The 20,989-nt window shown below is 34.5% G+C and carries 17 protein-coding genes; 9 read left to right on the forward strand and 8 right to left on the reverse strand.

Annotation, left to right across the window (positions count from 1 at the left end; genetic code table 11):
• The first annotated feature begins 108 nt into the window (after positions 1–108).
• Complete coding sequence (locus QWY78_RS11730; protein ID WP_290220015.1) at positions 109–1,356, forward strand: DEAD/DEAH box helicase; 1,248 nt, start codon at positions 109–111, stop codon at positions 1,354–1,356.
• A gap of 78 nt (positions 1,357–1,434) precedes the next feature.
• Here the strand turns inward: QWY78_RS11730 and QWY78_RS11735 are convergent, their stop codons facing one another.
• Genes QWY78_RS11735 through QWY78_RS11745 form a run of 3 tightly spaced genes read right to left on the reverse strand, consistent with a single transcriptional unit; the run spans position 1,435 to position 4,210 of the window.
• Entirely contained in the window at positions 1,435–2,196 is a 762-nt protein-coding gene (locus tag QWY78_RS11735) for a TatD family hydrolase (protein ID WP_290220018.1), read from the reverse strand.
• 40 nt (positions 2,197–2,236) lie between these two features.
• The gene (locus tag QWY78_RS11740) at positions 2,237–3,187 is read right to left on the reverse strand and encodes a GSCFA domain-containing protein (RefSeq protein ID WP_290220020.1); all 951 of its coding nucleotides are present in this window, start codon (positions 3,185–3,187) and stop codon (positions 2,237–2,239) included.
• Positions 3,188–3,238: 51 nt separating this feature from the next.
• Entirely contained in the window at positions 3,239–4,210 is a 972-nt protein-coding gene (locus tag QWY78_RS11745) for a polyprenyl synthetase family protein (RefSeq protein WP_290220022.1), read from the reverse strand.
• A 500-nt stretch (positions 4,211–4,710) separates the two neighbouring features.
• Between QWY78_RS11745 and QWY78_RS11750 the strand changes: the two genes are divergently transcribed.
• The 7 genes from QWY78_RS11750 to QWY78_RS11780 all read left to right on the forward strand — a co-directional run bounded on the left by QWY78_RS11750 (position 4,711) and on the right by QWY78_RS11780 (position 13,989).
• A complete protein-coding gene (locus tag QWY78_RS11750; protein WP_290220024.1) occupies positions 4,711–5,511 on the forward strand; it encodes a polysaccharide biosynthesis/export family protein in 801 nt (266 codons plus the stop codon).
• Positions 5,512–5,522: 11 nt separating this feature from the next.
• Positions 5,523–7,865: a GumC family protein gene (locus tag QWY78_RS11755; protein WP_290220027.1), complete on the forward strand. Its 2,343-nt coding sequence runs from the start codon at positions 5,523–5,525 to the stop codon at positions 7,863–7,865.
• Between the two features lie 116 nt (positions 7,866–7,981).
• Positions 7,982–9,343, forward strand: a complete 1,362-nt coding sequence (locus QWY78_RS11760) for a lipopolysaccharide biosynthesis protein (RefSeq protein ID WP_290220029.1) — start codon at positions 7,982–7,984, stop codon at positions 9,341–9,343.
• Positions 9,343–10,503, forward strand: a complete 1,161-nt coding sequence (locus tag QWY78_RS11765; RefSeq protein WP_290220030.1) for a glycosyltransferase — start codon at positions 9,343–9,345, stop codon at positions 10,501–10,503. Before QWY78_RS11760 ends, QWY78_RS11765 begins: the two co-directional genes overlap by 1 nt.
• A gap of 52 nt (positions 10,504–10,555) precedes the next feature.
• Positions 10,556–11,617, forward strand: coding sequence for a glycosyltransferase family 4 protein (locus QWY78_RS11770; RefSeq protein ID WP_290220032.1), 1,062 nt, complete (start codon positions 10,556–10,558; stop codon positions 11,615–11,617).
• Complete coding sequence (locus QWY78_RS11775; protein ID WP_290220034.1) at positions 11,614–12,906, forward strand: O-antigen ligase family protein; 1,293 nt, start codon at positions 11,614–11,616, stop codon at positions 12,904–12,906. The genes QWY78_RS11770 and QWY78_RS11775 overlap by 4 nt, the downstream gene beginning before the upstream one ends.
• Positions 12,907–12,975: 69 nt before the next feature.
• Positions 12,976–13,989 carry a glycosyltransferase gene (locus QWY78_RS11780; protein ID WP_290220036.1) on the forward strand — a complete coding sequence of 338 codons (1,014 nt, stop codon included), beginning with the start codon at positions 12,976–12,978 and terminating at the stop codon, positions 13,987–13,989.
• A gap of 65 nt (positions 13,990–14,054) precedes the next feature.
• On the opposite strand, the gene QWY78_RS11785 is transcribed toward QWY78_RS11780, so the two are convergent.
• From QWY78_RS11785 to QWY78_RS11795, 3 genes are all read right to left on the reverse strand, one after another.
• A complete protein-coding gene (locus QWY78_RS11785) occupies positions 14,055–15,197 on the reverse strand; it encodes an inorganic phosphate transporter (RefSeq protein ID WP_290220038.1) in 1,143 nt (380 codons plus the stop codon).
• A 32-nt stretch (positions 15,198–15,229) separates the two neighbouring features.
• A complete protein-coding gene (locus QWY78_RS11790) occupies positions 15,230–15,868 on the reverse strand; it encodes a DUF47 domain-containing protein (RefSeq protein ID WP_290220040.1) in 639 nt (212 codons plus the stop codon).
• A 157-nt stretch (positions 15,869–16,025) separates the two neighbouring features.
• Positions 16,026–17,798 (reverse strand): DEAD/DEAH box helicase, encoded by a 1,773-nt coding sequence (locus QWY78_RS11795; RefSeq protein ID WP_290220042.1) that lies wholly within the window; start codon positions 17,796–17,798, stop codon positions 16,026–16,028.
• A 145-nt stretch (positions 17,799–17,943) separates the two neighbouring features.
• Between QWY78_RS11795 and QWY78_RS11800 the strand changes: the two genes are divergently transcribed.
• Positions 17,944–18,609: a DUF2461 domain-containing protein gene (locus tag QWY78_RS11800; protein WP_290220044.1), complete on the forward strand. Its 666-nt coding sequence runs from the start codon at positions 17,944–17,946 to the stop codon at positions 18,607–18,609.
• Here the strand turns inward: QWY78_RS11800 and QWY78_RS11805 are convergent.
• Together QWY78_RS11805 and QWY78_RS11810 are read right to left on the reverse strand one after the other, a co-directional pair.
• Positions 18,606–19,130 carry a TlpA family protein disulfide reductase gene (locus tag QWY78_RS11805; RefSeq protein WP_290220046.1) on the reverse strand — a complete coding sequence of 175 codons (525 nt, stop codon included), beginning with the start codon at positions 19,128–19,130 and terminating at the stop codon, positions 18,606–18,608. The genes QWY78_RS11800 and QWY78_RS11805 overlap by 4 nt on opposite strands.
• A 3-nt stretch (positions 19,131–19,133) precedes the next feature.
• Positions 19,134–20,759: an alpha-amylase family glycosyl hydrolase gene (locus tag QWY78_RS11810; RefSeq protein WP_290220047.1), complete on the reverse strand. Its 1,626-nt coding sequence runs from the start codon at positions 20,757–20,759 to the stop codon at positions 19,134–19,136.
• Between the last annotated feature and the right edge of the window lie 230 nt (positions 20,760–20,989).

Below are 20,989 nucleotides of genomic sequence, written 5' to 3' on the forward strand. Positions count from 1 at the left end.
AATCCGCTGCCTGCGGAACTGAAAACCCAAAAAGTTTTTTTACTTCATTTTCTTCGTTACATATACTATAGAATGACACGAGTTTCATTTTAATTAAAAACATTTCATTTGAATTTTACCGACTTACAACTTATTGATCCTATCGCAAAAGCGCTTAAGGAAGAGGGTTACACCCAACCAACACCTATTCAACAAAAATCGATTCCTCATATTTTACAGGGCAGAGATTTATTAGGAACTGCACAAACAGGAACCGGAAAAACCGCAGCATTTGCGATTCCGATTCTGCAAAACCTGGCCATTAAAAACCAAAAAAACAATCACATCAAAGTATTGATTCTTACGCCAACGCGGGAATTAGCCATTCAAATTGATGAGAGTTTCAAATCCTACGGAAGACACCTCAGATTAAGAAATCTCGTGGTTTTCGGCGGCGTAAAACAAGGAGCCCAAGAAAACGCTTTGAAAAGAGGAGTTGATGTTTTAGTGGCAACTCCCGGCAGATTATTGGATTTTATTTCACAAGGAATTATTTCATTAAAACATTTAGAAGTTTTCGTTTTAGACGAAGCCGACCGAATGCTCGACATGGGCTTTGTACACGATGTGAAGAGAATTATTAAATTACTCCCACCCAAAAGACAGACCCTTTTCTTCTCGGCAACCTTCCCAGAAGAGATTAACAAATTGGCCAGCTCCATGTTGACCAACCCCATTCAAGTTGAAGTGGCACCCGTATCAGCTACGGCAGATACCATTCAACAAAAGGTGTATTTCGTAGATAAAGACAACAAACTCGATTTGTTGACTCATATTTTACAGCAAGACATCAAGGAATCGGTTTTGGTGTTCTCACGTACCAAACATGGTGCTGATAAAATCGCTCGTAAATTGCAAAGCCACAAAATTTCTGCAGAAGCCATTCACGGAAATAAATCGCAGAACCAAAGACAAAATGCACTTTCAAACTTTAAATCTGGGAAAACAAGAATCTTGGTGGCGACTGATATTGCAGCAAGAGGAATTGATATTGATGAGCTGAAATATGTGGTGAATTTTGAACTGTCTGACGTTTCTGAAACCTACGTTCACCGGATCGGAAGAACCGGAAGAGCTGGTGCAGAAGGAAGTTCTATCTCATTCGTTGATGGTTTAGACTTATTAAATCTAAAAAACACCGAAAAATTAATTGGTAAAAAAATTCCGATTGAAAGAGATCACCCTTTCCACACGGATAATTTGGTGGCCGAAAAGAGAGATTCTAACAATAAACCTTTCCGACCGAGACCTCAAGCGAGCAACAATAGTGGAACTAAAAAACCCAATAACAAAAATAATTTCTCTAGAGGAAGGTAACTTTCTATTGAGGAAAAACGTAAAACCGTCCCTTCATTTTTTAAAGAGACGGTTTTTTTTATTGTTTTAAAGTTTACATTAACGAAACAAGCGTTCCGAATTTTCTGTAGTAATCCGCTCGATTTCTACAAAATCTTTTTGGTAAATATTCACCAGTTTTCCAACGACTAAATCCAGATAAGAACTTTCATTTCTTTTTCCCCGATGTGGAACAGGCGCGAGATAAGGCGAATCTGTTTCCAGAACAATTTTATCTAAAGGGATCTCGCTTAAAAACTGATCTATTTTTCCATTTTTAAAGGTGACTACTCCACCGATTCCCAAAATAAACTGAAGGTCGATGGCGCGCTGCGCCTGCTCTAAAGTTCCGGAAAAACAGTGAAAAATACCGCGCAATTGAGGATGCTTTTTTCGGTCTAATACTTCAAAAACCTCATCAAAACTTTCTCTGGTGTGAATGACAATTGGCAAATCTTTTTCAATCGCCCAGTCGATTTGCTGCTCAAAAGCTTTTACCTGGATATCCAAAGTGGTTTGATCCCAATGCAAATCTATTCCGATTTCTCCAATGGCAGCAAAGGTTCTTTTATTCAGATAATCTTCAACCACTTGCAGCTCCTGCACCCAGGATTCTGGTTTTACATAACAAGGATGAAGACCCATCATCGAGAAAATCTGTTCTGGGTATTCGCTTTCTAAAGCGAGCATTTTTTCGTGCGTTTCAGAATTAATGGCGGGAAGATAAAATTTAGAAACTCCTTTTGAAATTGCTCTGTCGATCATCTCTTTTCGATCATCATCAAACTCTTCGGAATATAAATGGGTGTGGGTATCGATCATTTGTTAAACAATTGTATAAGGTACAAAGTAGGTGAACCTTTTAAAATATTTTGTGTTTCACTTTTGCTTGCTGTACGGAAATCCTTGAATACAGTTTCTCTAAAAATTCCTGGTATTTCGGATTTTTTTCATCCGTCGTTTTATGGCCTAACGATTTTGCAATTTTAAAATTCTCTTCGATAAAATCCATGGTTTCATCAGAAAAATAAGCATTCCCAAATTTCTCCCAGATGTAATTGATCGCCTGAGAATTAGGGTGCACTAAATCTTCTTTGTAAAAACGATAGTCGCGAAGATCATCCATAACGATTTCATAAACCGGCAGATAATGACAATGCTCGAACTGAGGTAAAACCTCTTGTAGCGCTGTGATTAATTTCGATTTGCTTACATTATTTTCGACCATGCCATCTTTGGTGTGACGAACGGGCGAAACGGTAAATAAAATCTGAATATCTTCCTTACCAATGTCTGTTAGGTTAACGATGGTCTCCCTGATAGAATCGGTTAACTCAACATTCGTCAGCAGCCTTTTTTCAAAATACTTGGCGGGAATTTTATGACAATTGGCAACCAGCTTTTTCTTGGGTAAAAACTCGTAAATAAATGAGCTGCCGTAAGTAATCACGATCCAGTTGGTTTTTCGAAGAAACTGATTTCCTTGTTCAATTTGAAAATTAATCTTGTCTAAAGTTTGATGAACAAAGCGGCTATTAAACGAGCTGTGGTGATCCAGAGAAATCACCTCTTCATTAAAACTGATTAAATCACTTTCCTCATAATACTGAGCCTCATGTAATTTTTTTACCGCGGTATTGATTGAAAATGGGTTAAAAAGCGTTCCGAACGGATTATTAACAGTTTGTAATTGTCCGTTTTGAAGCAAATCACTGATTTCAGTCGCAAAGCAGGAGCCGATTGAAAAGAGGTGATCTTCAACTTCTATTTTTTTATTTGAATTCGGAATTTCTACTTCTGTTCGGAATTTCATTTTTTTACCATGATGATGGGTTGATGGATTGCTGGGAGTTGAAAGATTCCTTTAACTTTCTCGGCGCAGTAAATAATTAGCCAGTTCGATAAACGGTTTTTTCTTTTCATCAGAAACATTAATTTCATGCAGGTATTTCTGAGCCAACTCATTGTGTTCCTGAATCAACAGCAAAGTTTTTTCGTCGACTCTTGTTCGGCGGAAAATCTTTTCTACGCTGTAAACCTTGTCCACATTATCTGTTTTTTTAGAATACCAAAATTCGAGTTCTTTTCTTTCTTCTTCGGTGCCATGTTCTTTTGCCAACAAATACAAGACGGTTTTTTTGTTTTCGTAAATATCGCCCGCATGTTTTTTACCGAATTGTTCCTGGTTTCCGAAGACATCCAAATAATCATCCATAATCTGGAAGGCGATGCCGACATGTTTTCCGAAATTAAAAATTGCTTTTGCCGCTTTAAAGTCGGCACCAGCAATTAACGCACCTATTTCAAACGATGAGGCACTTAATATTCCAGTTTTATAGGTAATCATCCTGAGATAATCATTGTAGGTTACTTCTTCCTGAGTTTCAAAATTAATATCATATTGCTGACCTTCACAAAGCAATAAACCGGTGTGGATGAATACGCGCATGCATGCTTTGTACAACTCAGCCTCCAGGTCTTCAAAAAACTTTATGGCTTTAAACATCAAGGCATCACCAGAAAGAATTCCGGTATTGATACCGTGTAAAGTGTGAATGGTAGGTTTCCCACGACGAAGTGGCGCTTCATCCATAATATCATCATGAATGAGGGTGAAATTATGAAAGAACTCAATGGCTAAAGCGGGTTTCAAAGCTTTTTTTAAATCGCCATCAAACATTTCGCAGGCCATCAGGACCATCATGGGACGAAGTCTTTTTCCGCCATGCGAAATGATATAATTCATGGGAGCGTAAAGTTCCTCGGGTTTATCTTTGAAGATATATTTTTCGATTGCCGTGGCAACCATCTCCTGATATTCATCTAAAAACTGCATAAATTTCTTGTTTGTGCAAAAATACGATTTAAAAAAGTTTTTTCCTTTAAAATAAGGGATAAAAAAAATTTGCCTTGATTCGTTTTAAAAATAGGGTGAACACGCTTTGTTATTCTTTGAAATAAAGACTATTCATTGGTAAAATTTAGAAGCAGTTTTTAATTACACGACCTTACGGCGTAACAAAAATTATTGATCTCTGCCATCGTATCGGAGAGAAAAGCCGCTGTATTTAGTCGGTTTAAAAGACTTCTAAACTCTTCGTTTTCATAGGATTTATTGTGACTTTTTTTAATATTTTTAACGGTGAGGCGAGGGTGCAAATTTTACTATTTAAAAAAAACTTTAAAGAAAAATCCAATGAAAGTTAAATTTTTTCCAGTTAAATTACAAAGGCATCGATTATATTTCGCAAAACATAATAAGCCAAGTACAATATACTTCAATCACGAATTATAAGTGGTTAATTTTTTCTATTTTTGCACCAGCAAAAAAACATAATGAAAAAATTAAAAAGTTTAATAGTAATAGGAGCCGTGTTTACGACTCTATTTTCTTGCAAACCGAAAGAGAACATGGTCTATATGGAAAATAATGTTTCTACGATGGATCAGGAAGTAAAGAATGCCGTATTTCAAGGCACTCATTTACAAGCAGGTGACCTGCTGGATATTAAAGTGACTGCTTTTGATGAATACGCAGTACGACCATTTAACCTGCACTCGATGAATCAGGCAGGCAACACCAATGAAATGATACAAAGTCCTGCTGCCCAAACCATTCCCGATGGCTATTTGGTAAGTAATGAAGGGTATCTCATTTTTCCTGTTCTTGGTAAAATTTATGTTCAGAATCTAACAATGTCTGAATTGCGTGCTGACCTGGAAAAAAGATTGCTTGAATATCTTTCCGATCCCATGGTTTCAATCCGGCAGCTCAATTTCAATATCACGGTTTTAGGAGAAGTAAAAAATCCTGGTCGATACACCAGTGCTAACGATAAAGTAACTATTTTTCAAGCATTGGGAATGGCAGGTGATTTAACGCCTGGTGGAGAACGCACGAAAATAAAACTACTGCGCCACGAAAATGGAATTGACCAAACACACCTCATCAATCTTACCGATAAAAACATGACCTCTTCACCGTATTACTATATGCAACAGAATGATGTACTCTATGTTGAACCAGATCGAAACAGCCAGATTGCTGCCAACTCAAATCCTAATCGTAACCTTTGGTTTCAAATCGGTGGGGCAGCTTTGGGCGTATTATCTTTAATTATTGGATTAACCAGATAACTTTCACAGAAATGAACCAATACAAAGAACAAGAGGATCATTCTTCTTTTGACCTGCAAGCAGAACTTAATAAGTATTTGAAAAAGTGGCCCTGGTTTTTGCTATCTCTTTTGGTAGCAATGATTCTCGCTTGGTTATACCTTAGGTATACGCCTAAACAATACTTGACCAATGCTTCAGTGTTAGTTTCTACCTCGAAAAACAAAAGCAGTTCTGTCTCGATGCAAGATTTCACAAACATGCCGCTGGGCGGAGGGTTTGGTGGAAACAATTTACAAGATGAAATTGCGATAATGAAATCAAAACCGATTCTGTATGATTTGGTCAAAAATTTAAACTTAGACGTTCAGGTCTCCAATGAAGGCCGGTTAATTACGACCAATATTTATGATGAAACTCCCATTTTCGGAAATTTAGAAGTGACTAATCCGAAGAAATTTGAAAGTCAATATTTTTCGTTTATACCCGTTAATGCGACCCAATTTAAATTAAAGCAAGAGGGGATTTCGGAAAAAACGCATCAATACGGTCAGAAAATCCCTTTAAAACATGGCAATTTTACAATTTATCGGCAACCGTTGGTCAAATTTGAAAAACCTGTAAACATCGCCCTCGTTCATCCACAAGAGGTTGTAAACTCCTTAGAACAAAGTATTATTGGTGATCAGGACACCAAGAATCAATCGAATATTATTACGCTCAGTATACAAGGCGCGATCCCGCAAAAATCAGAGAATATATTAAATGAACTGATTAAGCAATATAATAAAGATGCGATTGACAATAAGAATCTTGAATCTGAAAATACCGCCAATTTTATTGATGCCCGTTTGGATCTCATTACCAAAGAATTAGGCAATATTGAAGACCAAAAAGCTTCTTTTAAAAGAAGCAATCAAATCACCGATTTGGTAACCCAAGCACAAATCTCCGTAGAGAATGCGAATGAGGCTACAAAAAAAATTATGGAAGTCGGTACGCAATTAGAGATGGTGAATTCTGTTTTGAATTATGCAAATTCTGCGAACAATGAACAATTGTTGCCCAGCAATATGGGGATGCCTTCTGGATTAGACCAGGTGATCAATGAGTATAATCAATTGGTATTGACCCGAAATAAGACATTACGACAAGCGACCGCTGCGAACCCCGCTGTTATTCAGTTCAATAGAGACATTGCTTCCATGCGAAGTCTTATTAAAGAAAATTTACAAAAATCACGTGCTTCACTGCAATCCAACATTTCTTCTTTACAAGAAAAGGTGAATGAAAATAAAGCGGCAGTGGGGAGATTTCCAGGGCAAGAAAAGATTTTCAGAAACATAGACAGACAGCAAAATATTAAGGAAGCCCTTTATCTTTTCCTGTTACAAAAGCGGGAAGAGACCTCAATTTCCTTAGCGGTTACCACTCCGAAAGCAAGGGTTGTGAATCCGGCGTATACTTTTCTAAACCCTGTGGCACCACAGAAATCTAAAATTTATTTAGTCGCATTTGCTTTAGCTATAATGCTACCTTTTCTGATAATCTATTTTAAATCTATACTTGACACAAAAGTTTCTAATAAATCTGATGTTCTGGCAGTTTTGCCTAATATACCTTTACTTGCAGAGATACCAACTGCAGATTCTAAAGCTGGAGATCTCTTTTTGAAAAATGACCTTTCTGTTTTTGCAGAATCTTTCAGGATTCTTACTACAAATCTAAAATTTATGCTTAGTAAAGTTGTAGGTAGAGCACCAGTAATTTTATTTACTTCGTCTGTAAAGGGTGAGGGTAAAACCACAGTTTCTATAAATTCTGCCCTAAGTTTGAGTTCTAATAAAAAAGTTATATTAATAGGAGCCGATTTAAGAAACCCGCAATTAGGAAGATATATCTCAGGTAAACATATAGGTTTATCAGATTATTTGGCAACTTCTAACATGCAATTAGCCGAAATCATAATTCCCTCAGGTTTGGACAATAACTTAGATATTATAGGCTCTGGAAACATACCTCCTAATCCGACAGATCTGTTGGAAGACAACCGTTTACAGCAGCTTTTGGACGAATTGGCAACCATGTATGACTATGTATTAATAGATTCGGCGCCGATGATGATGGTGAGTGATACTTTTCACATTCTAAATAAAGCGGATATTTTAGTATATGTGTCTAGAGCCAATTATACGGAGAAAAAACTATTAGAATATGTGCATGTAGTTGCTGATGATGAAAATGTTAAAAAAGTAGGAATAGTTTTAAATGATGTAAAAAAAGATGAATTAAGATACGGCTACGGAGGTAAATATGGTTATGGTTATTACTCAGAAGAAAAGAAAAATTTCTGGAGTTTTTTTTATAATAAATAAAATTATTTCCAAAATAAGGTGTATTCTTTCTATAAATATTTTAAAGGAGTTTTCTTCATATTTACAGTTTGAAATTACCAATAATGGATAGTATATAAAGTTAAAAAAATTGAAAATTGGGTAAGATTATTGATAAATTTTCGATTATAAAAAAATTTAAAAAATATTTAGTTAGAGATAATGAATTATCGCAGACTATTTTAAAAAATGTTCTAATGTCATTCGGTGTTAGGGTAGGAAGTATAGTTGTTGGATTATTACTAGTACCAATTACGTTAGGATATGTGTCTCCCGCTGAATATGGAATTTGGTTAACCGTCAGTTCTATTGTTAGTTGGTTATCATTTTTTGATATTGGTTTGGCTAATGGTTTACGAAATAGATTAAGTGAATCTAACGCTAATAAAAATGTAAATGAAAGTAGAAAATATGTCAGTACAACTTATGCCGCAATTGGAGCTATATCAATTTTTATACTTCTATTGTTTTTCATCAGCAATCATTTTTTTGATTGGCAACTGATTCTTAATGTATACAACATAAATAATAAAACACTCCAATTACTTTTTTTAGTTGTAGTTACTTCTTTTTGCATTCAACTAACAATTGGCGTAATAAATTCCATACTTTTAGCTTTGCATAAAGCGGCATTATCTGGTTTTATGATTTTTCTAGGTCAAGCTGGCGTTTTGGTGGGTGTTTATTTACTGAAACTTTTTTGTCAACCAAATCTCTTATATTTATTTATAGTCTTAACTTCAATTCCGATAATAATTATCACTATAGCATCAATAATATTATTCCGAACAGATTTACAATATGTAAAACCTTCTGTCAAATATGTTAGTAGAAAGCATTTGAAAAGTATCTTCAATTTAGGAGGTGCATTTTTTATTGTACAACTTGGTGCTTTAGTTCTTTTTCAAACAGATAATTTTGTTATTAGTAAAGTATTGGGACCAGAGGCTGTAGCAGAATTCAATATTGCTTATAAGTTATTTTCGCTAACAACAATGGTTTCTTTTATAATTCTTACACCATATTGGAGTGCGTATAGTGATGCGTGGGCGAGAAAAGATTTTATATGGATGAGGAAAAATCTGCAAATTATTAGGAAAATTTGGCTTATACTTTCATTTTGCAATATTGCACTTTATTTATTAGCGCCTTTCTTGTATAAAATCTGGATAGGAGATACCATAATTATTTCTTCAAAAGTTTCCTTTGCAATGATGATTTACAGTATAGTAATTACTTTTCAGGCGAGCCATAATTATATTATAAATGGCCTAGGAAAAATTAAACTGCAGATGTATTTAATGATCTTTGCTGCAATTTTGAACATACCGTTCTCTTTTTATCTTGGAGGAATATATGGAATACCTGGGGTAATCTACGCAAATGTTTTTTTTATGGGTATTTTAGGGATTACATTTTATTTTCAACTCAACTACCTATTTAAAACAAATAATGCATAATGAATAAAAGCAGTAAAAAAACCTTAATTCTTTGCTATGAATATGAGGGTGAAGAAAGCCGTAATGCCAATGCAATTTGCATGTATAATCTCCTTTCTCATGTTGAGGATAAAAGCAATTTTTCTGTAATAACTTCCATTGCGGGAAAGCCGGAAAAATACTTTATAGATGATATTTGCATCTACAACCTAAATAAAAACTCCCAATATAATAACTCCGTTCACATTAAAGAAGTTCTAAATATATTTAAAGATGATGCCGTAGATTTTATCAATGATCTAGCAAAACATAAACATTTTGATAATTTGGTTTGTGTCGGATTTCCTTATATTATTTTAGAAATTGGTAAAGAGGTAAAATTAACAAATCCAAAAATCAGCTTGATAATTTATCAACTAGACCCCTATGCTTTTAATTCTCTCTTAAGGTTTCCCAAACTATTATTTACCTATCGCTGGATCAAGGAGAGAAAGGTCTTTGAAAGCGCAAATAAAATATTTCTAACGGATCAGCTTTATAATCTTTATAGCAATAATATTTATAAACGATTTAAAAGTAAATTTGTGAAATTAGGAATTCCAATGTTAAGTATTCACTCAGATAATTATGTCAAAAATACTGGTAGTGATAATAAAATTGTATATACTGGCGCGCTCTCTAAAAAATTTAGAGATCCTACATTTATGTTGAAATTGTTTTGCATGATAAAGGACGAAGATTGGACTTTACATATTTATGGAGCAGACAGATCAGCACTAGATGAGCAATATGTCAACTTATTGGGTAATAAATTAGTTATTCACGATGCTGTGCCTAGAAGTGATATTCCAAACATTCTTAAAGAAGCATCATTTCTAATTAACATTAGTAATGTAACCACAATTCAATTGCCCAGTAAAATTCTTGATTACATTGGCTTTAGAAAACCAATTATCAATTTGACTACTGTGAAAAATGATATTTGTGAGCAGCTTTTAGAACGCTATCCTGTTAAATTATTAATTATGGAAAATACTGAAAATGAAAAATTTTTAGCAGGTAAGCTACAACTTTTTATACAACAATATAATAATCACATTTGTGATAAAAATATTATTGAAGCAAATTATAAAGAATTTACAGTAAAGAGAATATATGAAAAATTCATTGTAGAATTATAAAGGTTTCTCGTACCAAGAAAAATAAATACTTTTATTATCATTTCAAATTTATATGAGAATAGTTTTTTGGCAGAACATTATCAGTCCCCACCAATCTTTTTTTATTAGAAAGCTTGCAGAAAATAATGATGTAATATTGGCAGTTAATGAAGAAATATCATTTGATAGAATAACGCAAGGTTGGAAAAAACCAGATACCGGAAAAGCACAAATTGTTATTCTTAACACAAAGGATTTTGCTTTTGAATTACTTAATAGAAACGAAGGCGCAGTACATATTTTTTCTGGTATCGCGGTATATAAAAATTTAAAAGAAGTTTTTAATAAAATAGATAAAAAACAAACTATTGGTGTTATCGTGGAACCTGTTTCGACATCTGGCTGGCAAAAACATATTAAAAGATTGCTTTATTATTTTAAGTATTTAAAATACAATCGAAAAATAGATTATATTTTTGCAATGGGAAATTTGGGAGTAGACTGGTATAAGTCGGTTGGCTTCCCTCCAAAAAAAATTCACAGGTTTCAGTACTTTACTGAATTACCTTCTTATCAATCTATTCCTTCTAATTCTTTAAATTCGATACCAAATTTTATATTTATTGGTCAGCTAATTGACCGAAAAAACATAACTGCTTTGATACGCGCTTTTACACATTTAAAAGATGAACAGTTTTTATTGGAAATAATAGGAGATGGTCCCTTGAAAGTGAAATTAGAGAATGTAGTAAAAGAAAATAATTTAGAAAATAAAGTCGTTTTCTATGGCAATTTAGAAAACAATAATGCAATGGATATTCTTGCTAAAGCTGATTACCTAATTTTACCAAGTAAATTTGATGGTTGGGGTGCTGTAATTAATGAGGCTTTATCAAGAGGCGTAAAAGTTATTACCAATACTAACTGCGGTGCAAGTTGTATTGTTGAAGAGATGCAACGTGGAGTTGTATACCGTGATAATGAAGAGAATGCATTAGAAACTGCGATTTATACCGTTCTGCTAAATTTTAAAAAAGAATTAGATTCTACTCGTATTTTAGCTATGAATGATTTTGTAAATAGATATTCTCATAAAATCGTGCATGAATTTGAAACAATACTTTTAAATAAATGAATATTTTAATAAAAGAAATTATAAAATGGACGATAGTAATGCTATTGATACTATTTATTCCATATGGCTCAATATTTTTAATCGGGATATCAATCTTTTTGTTTTTTAAAAACCGGATATATAATATTGAATTGATTATTTTATTTTTTCTGCTTTTTCTTATTCAAAATACTACATCTAACGATATCGGAAGCGGTTTAAACAATCTTCGTTTTCTATTAATTCCTATTAGTTTTTTAAAAACGATTGGTACAAAAATGTTTACGTACCATAGAATCTTTATTAAACCAATGTATTTTTCTGCACTGTTACTTTTCCTAATAATGCATTCTATTATTTTTTCGTATAACTTAGGTAATAGTTTATTTGAACTATTAAGTTTTGTAATACTATTCTTTTTTACCTTCAAAAATACTTATTTCGAAAATATTACAGAGAGAGATAGAATTTTCACATCAATCGAAGCTATGTATTTAGCTTTACTCTTTTTATCTTTATTTTCTTTCGCTTTGCCATCTATTTCTTACGGTGAAGATACCTACGGCTTTAGGGGTATTACTAATCATCCAAATGCTTTCGGAGTTGTAATTGCCCCGTATATAGGATGGAAGATATTACAATTACTTCTGAAATTTAATAAAAAAGATCTATTTATAACAGTAGTTAGCTTTATATTTTTAATTCTAACCCAATCTAGAACCTCTTTACTTGCATTAATTCTTGGTTGCATATTCGCGATTTTAATAAATAGAAAATTAAGAGTGGTCGTGCTTCGTAAATTAATCGTTTTTTTAGTGGTAAGTTCAGCTTTTATTGTTGTTTATTTAGGCTCGTTAAGCAATTACTTTATTAATTTTCTAGATAAAAGTAATACTGGGTCAATAACAGAAAGTGTTTTATTATCGCGAGGAAGTTTAATTGACAAACAAGTACTTAATATAAGTAATAATCCTATTTTTGGAATAGGTTTTAAAAATCCTTCAGATCTAAAAAAAATCGATGATATTTTTTCCACAGGAAAAGCTTATGAAAAAGGAAATATGTTTCTTGCAAGCCTAGAGGAATTGGGTATAATAGGTTCAGTAATACTTTTCTTAACCATTATTGCTTTACTAAAATTACATCAGAACAGTTATAATAATTTATTGGTTCTTCCATTAATCGCACTAATAACTATAATGGGTGAAGCAACTTTGTTTTCAATTGGAGGAATTGGAATTTTAATTTGGAGTTTTGTCTTTCTCTCATTTCATAACGGTTTATTGGTGGAAAAAATGGGCAAAATTTAAGTTGTCAGAACAGGTATGAATCAAAAAATAATGTTATTTTAAATAATCTTCTATATAAAACACTTCAAAATGCTCCTACTCGATAGTTTATACATCAACAACAGCGGCGGAAAAATCCTGCTGGATTATCTGGTAGAAATATTAGAAACCCATAAAATACCAACTTATTATTTATTTGATGAGCGCTGTAAAGGCGATTTTCCTATGGTCCCTAATAGAAGGAAAGTGTTTATGAAAGCAACTTTAATCAACAGACACAGTTTCTACAAACGGAAAAAAAAGAAATTTTCCCATGTATTTTGTTTTGGGAATTTAGCTCCCACCATTCCACTGGATGTACCTGTATATACCTATTTTCATCAATTGCTATTTTTAGATACTCCAGAATCAATGTCGGTACGAGACAAAATGAAAGCCAAAGTAAAATCCATGGTTTTAAATGCGCTAAAGTCAAACACCAACGTTTGGTTTGTACAATCTGAACAAGTAAAAACCCGCCTTGCCTCAAAATACAAAGTGGATATTAATGACGTGCAATTGCTTCCGTTTTATCCGCCTTTGGACCAGCATCAGCAGAAAGTATATGAGCGAAGAAAAGATGGTTTTGTCTATATCAGCAGTGGATCTTTGCACAAAAATCACCTCAACCTGATTGAAGCGTTTTGTAATTTTTATGACGCTGAAAAAAAAGGAATTTTACATTTGACGATCGCCCCGGAATTTACCGCACTCATTTCGCTCATTAACCAAAAAATTGAAGAAGGGTATCCATTGGTTAATCATGGTTTTGTAAAACGCCATGACTTGGTTGAAATTTACCAAAGTAATGAATATCTCATTTTCCCCTCTCTTGCCGAGAGTTTTGGCTTAGGCATCGTAGAAGCGATCGAAAATGGCTGCAAAGTTATCGGTGCAGACTTACCCTATACGTATGCGGTCTGTAAACCATCGCTGGTTTTCGATCCCTTGAATATTGCCAATATGGAAATGGCTTTTAAACAATCTCAAACGGAAGATATAAAGCCCACGGAACAATTGGTATTTAATCAAATCAATCAGATCGTCAATCTATTAAAAAAATAAACCAGAAAAAACCATCTCGAACGAGATGGTTTTTGTGTCTATTTTATGGGTTTGTTCTGTTCAAATTACCTCAAAAAGATCACTGCTAAATATGTAACTCCTGCGACGAGCGCTGAAATTGGAATGGTTAAAATCCAAGCCCATAGTAAGCTGATGGTAATTCCCCATCGTACTGCCGAAACTCTTTTGGTGAGTCCAACCCCGATAATAGCACCAGTGATGGTGTGTGTGGTTGATACTGGAATCCCAAAGTGCTCGGTTATAAAAAGCGTAATTGCACCAGAGGTTTCGGCGGCAACACCTTCTAAGGGCGTTACTTTTGTTATCCGTGTTCCCATGGTTTTTACAATCTTCCAACCGCCGCTCAATGTTCCTAAAGAAATCATTAAAAACGATACAAATGGTACCCAGAAATAATGATCTACAAAATAATTAAATTGATGTGACCCATCTAAATTAAGGTAAGCAGGATCTTGCAAAGTTTGGGTATGATGGAATATTACAGCAGCACCAATAATCCCCATTACCTTCTGCGCATCATTAAGACCGTGACCTAAACTGAAAAATGCAGAGGAAACCAATTGTAATTTCTTAAAGATATTATCGGCTTTTCTTGGACTTGTTTTTTTAGAAACATTTACAATAAATAGCGTAATCAAAATAGAAATTAAAGACCCGATCACCGGTGCCAAGAATATGAATAAGAAAATAGGAATTACTTTATCATACCGAACTACATTTTGGGTAAAGAGTTGCTTGAAGGCGAGTATCAGTTTATCTACAATAGACAAATCGGGATTCGCTAGGGCAACTACATGATAGTCAGAAACCAAAGCGTACATCAAGGCAGCACCCAAAAACCCTCCGATCAAGGTGTGAGAGGAAGACGAGGGAATCCCAAACCACCAGGTTAATAAATTCCAGAAGATTGCCGCAATTAAGCCCGCAAAAATAACTTCCAGGTTGATGAAATCAATATTCACTGATTTTGCAATCGTATTTCCGATTTTAAATTCACCGATAACATAGGCGGCTAAGAAAAACGCCGCAAAATTCCAAAGTGCAGCCCATAGAACTGCTTGAAATGGGGTTAAAACTTTTGTTGAGACAATGGTCGCAATTGAATTTGCGGCATCATGAAAACCATTGATATAGTCAAATATTAGGGCTAATACAATGATGATGATGAGTAGAATTGGTAAATCCATTCTTCTTTTTTAAAATAAAATTAATGAATAGATTAAGCGTATTTAATTAAAATACTATCAATCGTATTGGCTACATCTTCAGCTTTGTCGGTCACTATTTCCAGATATTCCAACACCGATTTCACTTTGATGATGGTAATCGCATCTTCGCTGTCAAATAACTTTACAATCGCTTGGCTTAATACATCATCTGCAATATTTTCAAAGGAATTGATTTTAATGCAAGACTCTTTCACGGCTTTAGGATCCTTAAAATCATTTAAGTTTCTTAGCGCACTCTGAATCTCAAGACAAGACTTGTAAATCAACAAGGTAAACTCTGTATATGCTGGGTCTAGCGGTGCTTTATACAAATAAATATATTTGGCAGAAGCATACATAAAATCAGCAATATCATCTAATCCACTGGCCAAATGACTGATGTCTTCTCGATCAAACGGGGTAATAAAATTCTCGCCCAATTGCACGAAAATTTCATGCGTAAGATCGTCCATTCGGTGTTCGTAATCACTCATGTGTTGCAACATGGTATCATCATTAATGTCAAAATCGAGTAAACTCTCGTGAAATTCTTTTGACATCGCTACAAGCTCTTCCGCCACTTTTTCAAACAGTACAAAAAACACTTTGTCTTTCGGCTGGAACATTTTAAAAATATTTCCGATTCCCATTATTTTTCATTTATAATTAGTGACGCAAATTTCGGAAAAAGAGCAATAGGTTTCTCGCTTTTATATTAAGTTTTATTAACATAACGAAAATAATTATTAACAAAAAAAGCCCCATAAATGATAATGGGACTTTATAGCTGGCAACAAAAGGAAAGAATTAGTTCGATTCTTCGGCTCTCATTTCCTTTCCTTTAAATTTCTGAGTTTGTAATCCTTTCAGAACTTCATCTTTAAATGATTTTTCTACTTCAAAGAAAGAGAATTTTTCCAGAATCTCGATATTCCCAATATCTGGTCTTTTTCTTGATTTTTCAGTCGACTTGTTAATGATTTCCAACATGTCGATTTTTTTCAAATGGTCTCTTTTTCCTAAATTAAAGAAAAACCGAACCATGTCTTCACTATTTTTTCTTGGTTTTCTATCTCTAGATTCACCTCTGTTTCCACCATCTCGATCCCTTCCGAAATCACGACTTCCACCATCACGGCTATTTCCGAATCTGTTTCCGCTGTCTCTTCTATCGCCACCTCTGTCGCGATCTCTGCCTCTTCCATCACGGTCTCTGCCTCGATCTCTGCCTCGATCACCTCCGCGGTCATCATTGTTGAATTTCTGATCAACCAAATCGTCTTTATCTTTATAATAAAGCGCCATGTCTCTTAATTGCAATTGCAATAACTGGTGAACCAATTCTTCTTTGGTAAAGGCTGATAAATCTGGAATTAATTCGTTGTCGAATTCAACAAGGTTCTCGTGCTCTGTAAATAATTTTTCGAAAACACCAGCTACCTGAGCTTCGATAATTTTTTTACCGGTTGGAATTTTCTTCTCTGTAATATCAATTTTTGTTACCGATTTGATTTGTTTTAGTTTTCTTGATTCCTCCGGTTTAATTAAAGAAATAGAGATTCCATCTTTCCCAGCACGTCCTGTTCTACCACTACGGTGAACAAAAACTTCTGGATCATCTGGTAAAGAAAAGTGAATAACGTGCGTTAATGAATCAACATCCAAACCTCTGGCCGCAACATCAGTCGCAACTAAGATATCAATGTTTTTCAAACGGAATTTTTTCATCACCGTATCCCGTTGTGCTTGCGATAAATCACCGTGAAGTGCATCTGCAGCATAACCGTTTTGCATCAAAAAGTCTGCGACTTCCTGAGTTTCCATACGGGTTCTACAAAAAAGAATCGAATATTGATTTGGATTTGCATCGATCAATCTCTTTAATGCTTCTTTTTTGTTTCGGTACCCAACCACGTAGAATTCGTGTTTGATGTTTTTCTTCACTTCATTGATGGAACCCACAGAAATACGGTGAGCATTGGTCAAATAGTTTTTAGAAATTCTTTCTACTTCTCTGTTCATCGTTGCCGAGAACAAAAGCGTTTGTTTGGTTTCTGGTGTTTCGCGTAGAATGGTCGCCAAATCTTCTTTGAAACCCATTGAAAGCATTTCATCAGCTTCATCCAGAATTAACCATTGAATTTCTGAGAAATCAAGGGCTTTTCTGTTAATCAAGTCAATAACACGTCCTGGAGTTCCCACAATAATTTGCGGTTTCTCGCGAAGTGATCTGATTTGATCTGTAATACTGCTTCCACCATAAACTGCTGTAGTTTTGATGTTTCGCATGTATTTCGAGTAATTAATAATGTCTTTGGTAATTTGCAAACAAAGTTCTCTGGTTGGACAAAGCACCAATAATTGGATTTTGCGACTCCCGTCGTCAATCATATCCAAAATCGGAAGCGTAAACGCTGCTGTTTTGCCTGTTCCCGTTTGCGCAAGTGCGATTAGATCGCGTGTATCTGTAGAGATAAAAGGGATAGTCTGTTTTTGGATTTCTGTTGGACTAATAAAGCCCAGTTCGCCAATTGCCTTCAAGATTTCAGGACTTAGATTGGTCTCCGTAAATAAATTCATGTAAAAGATCGTCTATAAATTGGGTGCAAAGATACGTTTTTTATTTATGATAATTATATGGGCTGTTTATTAAATAATTGTTAATTATCATCTCATCCAAGTTAACCTCCATTTATTTCTTTAAATTTGGTTAAAATCTAGACTTATGAATCCATCAATTACTGCCTCTAGCCTTACGTTTTTAAAGATCTTGCACAGAAATAACAACCGCGACTGGTTTAATGAAAATAAAGAACTTTACTTGGCTGCTCAGCAAGACGTGATTTCGTTTGTTGAGGATTTAATCCAGGAAATTTCTCACTTCGATGAAGAAATTTTAAAAATCGAGCCCAAAAAAGCACTCTTTAGAATTTATCGAGACACCCGTTTTTCTAAAGATAAAACACCCTACAAAACACATTTTGGCGCAAGTTTAGGCATGGGAAAAGGCGCTAAAATTTCGGGTTACTATTTGCACATCGAACCGGGAAAATCATTTTTAGCAGGTGGGGTTTACAAGCCGGAACCTGCCGTGTTAAAAGAAATTAGAAAAGAAATTTCGGCTAGTGGCGAAGATTTTTTAAAGATTTTGAAACAAAAGGAATTCCGAAATAATTTCCGTGGATTAAGTGTGGAACACAAATTACAAAGAGTCCCTACCGGTTTTGAAAAAGATCATCCCCTGGCAGAATATCTAAAATTAAAAAGCTTTACAGTAAGCCATCCTATTGCTGATGAAGCCCTCTTGGAAAAAGAATCCACTAAAAAATTTGCAAAAATATTTCAAAGTATTCAACCGTTGAATGATTTTTTACAATTGCCTTTTAGTTAAAGTGCATTTTGTGTTAATTGATCAATCGTTTTCTGAATATCCGGATCACTTGGATGAATGGCGTAATACTTGGCTATTTTCCCAGTTTGATCGATCACCATAAATCTTGGCACCCAATTCAAATCGATGTAATTGTTGAAATTATTTTTCCAACCTTCATCAAACCAATAATTTTCCTGCTCGGCAATATTGTATTTATTTAGTCCCCTCTTCCACTGCTCGTGCGAACGATCCAACGAAAAATAAACAAAGTCTATTGCAGGGTTTTTCTCTTTTAATGCTTTGGTAGCCGGCAAAGCAAGAATACAGTCTCTACACCAACTCGCCCAGAAATCAATAATCAATATTCGGCCTTCATGTTTTTTTAACACTTCGGAAATAGAAGATTTTTTTCCTTCCAAAGAACTGATCTTTTGTTGCAGTGCTTCTTTAGAAAATTCATTTTTGTTGATTTCTGGAATTTTTTGTGCAAAAATTACGACTGAAACAGATACCAAAAATAATTGAATGAGTTTTTTCATTGTTTAAATTTTTTCAAATAAGACCACGGTATATTCTGTATTAATGATTGCTTTTCCATTTTTAACCTTAATAACTTTTCCCGAATAAGCATCCCGAAGTTGTAAACCCTCCTGAAAGATACCAGAGACCGATATTTCTTTGATTCCTGAATCCAAATCTAAACCGATCAAAACTTTATCATCATTGTAAGTTCTCGTAAACCAATACGGCGACGAGGAAACCATCTGATGAATCCCTGCACCAATTGACGGATGGTTCGCTCTGAATTTCCCTAGTTTTTGATAATGCGTCAAAATGTTTTGTGTAGCGGTTGTTCCCTTAATATCACTCCAATTCATGTTGGATCGAAGTGTTGCATCACCTTCTGCTCCGGGAACTGTTAGAGTTCTGGCAGTTTCATCACCATAATAAACTTGCGAAATTCCAGGCGTTAATAACAGTTTAGTACCGGCTTCGTAAGTTCTCTTTCTATCTTTGTCAAACGGTGAACCGTCGTCATGTGAAGTCAAATAATTCATCACTGTTTTACCGTTCAGATCAGACTGCAATTGTTTTGAATACTGAGAAAACAATTCTTCATAGGATTTGTTGGCATCTCCTTTAAAATCAAAATTGATGAGCGATTTAAAACCATTTTGATAATAATTCACTTTTTTATCACCGAAATCGTAAATTTGTTTTTGCGAGATGCCATACCCATACACTTCGCCTACCGTAAAAAAGAGATTGTTATCGAGTACTTTTGAAGGATTATTTCTTTTAAAAATATCGAAAGATTCTTGACAAATTTTCTGGAAATCTTTCCAAACATCTTCATTGGTATGTTTTACAGTATCTACCCGGTAGCCATCAATTCCATAGTTTTCAACGTAATCTGCAAGCCATTTCATGATGTAATATTTCGGGGCACGCGGATAACCGGTTCGGGCAAAAAACGCATCAAGCGATTTCATTTCCGATTCATATTTTCCTTCTTTTTTCCATTTATCAATCAGTATTTTTGGAAGTGCAGTAGGTTCGCTTGATTCCGTCAAAATATCCGGGAGATTTGCAACCAAAGTACAAGCAGTGGTATTTTGATAATTCTGATAATTGCAGGTTGGTGAGGTTCGCACCCAGGAATTTGGATAAACAGGATCGCTCTTCGTAACCGGTCCGGTATGGTTAACAACCGCATCCAAAACAATGCGTATTCCTTTATGATGGGCTTTTTCTACCAATTCTTTGAGGTCTTTTTTTGTTCCGAAATTCGGATCAAGCTCCGTCCAATCTTTGGTCCAATACCCATGAAATCCGTAGGTATTACCCGTTCCTTCATTGGTTGCACCATGGATTTGTTCCACAATCGGTGTCATCCAAATTGCGTTAATCCCCAAATCGGAAAAATAATTATCATCAATTTTCTGAATAATACCTCGTAAATCTCCGCCTTCAAAACCACGAAGAACAGCGGCTTTTTCCTTTCGGTCAAAATTAATATCGTTGGTGATATCCCCATTTTTAAAACGGTCAGTCAGTAAGAAATAAACGTTGGCTCCTTCCCAAACAAAAGGTTTTTCTGAACTATTTTTTACCGAACCGCACGAGGTAAGAATACCAAAACCGAGAAGAATAAGAATTTTTTTCATGAGAAATATTTAATAAAAATACTCTTGCAATTTACAACTAAAACTGCGAAAACGCAGGGTCTAACATAAGAAAGAAAAGCACTTTTTCAACAAATCATTTCAGGGTTTGGTTTCATTTTAACATTTATTTAACATATTTTATTATCTTTGTTTTCTTGAATTAAAAAAAACACCTTATTGCGATCGATTTTTACGAAAGACAATTTCAACATTTCGCCTAGAATTTTTAT

Source organism: Kaistella yonginensis (assembly GCF_030409525.1).
GTDB classification, from domain to species: Bacteria; Bacteroidota; Bacteroidia; order Flavobacteriales; family Weeksellaceae; genus Kaistella; species Kaistella yonginensis.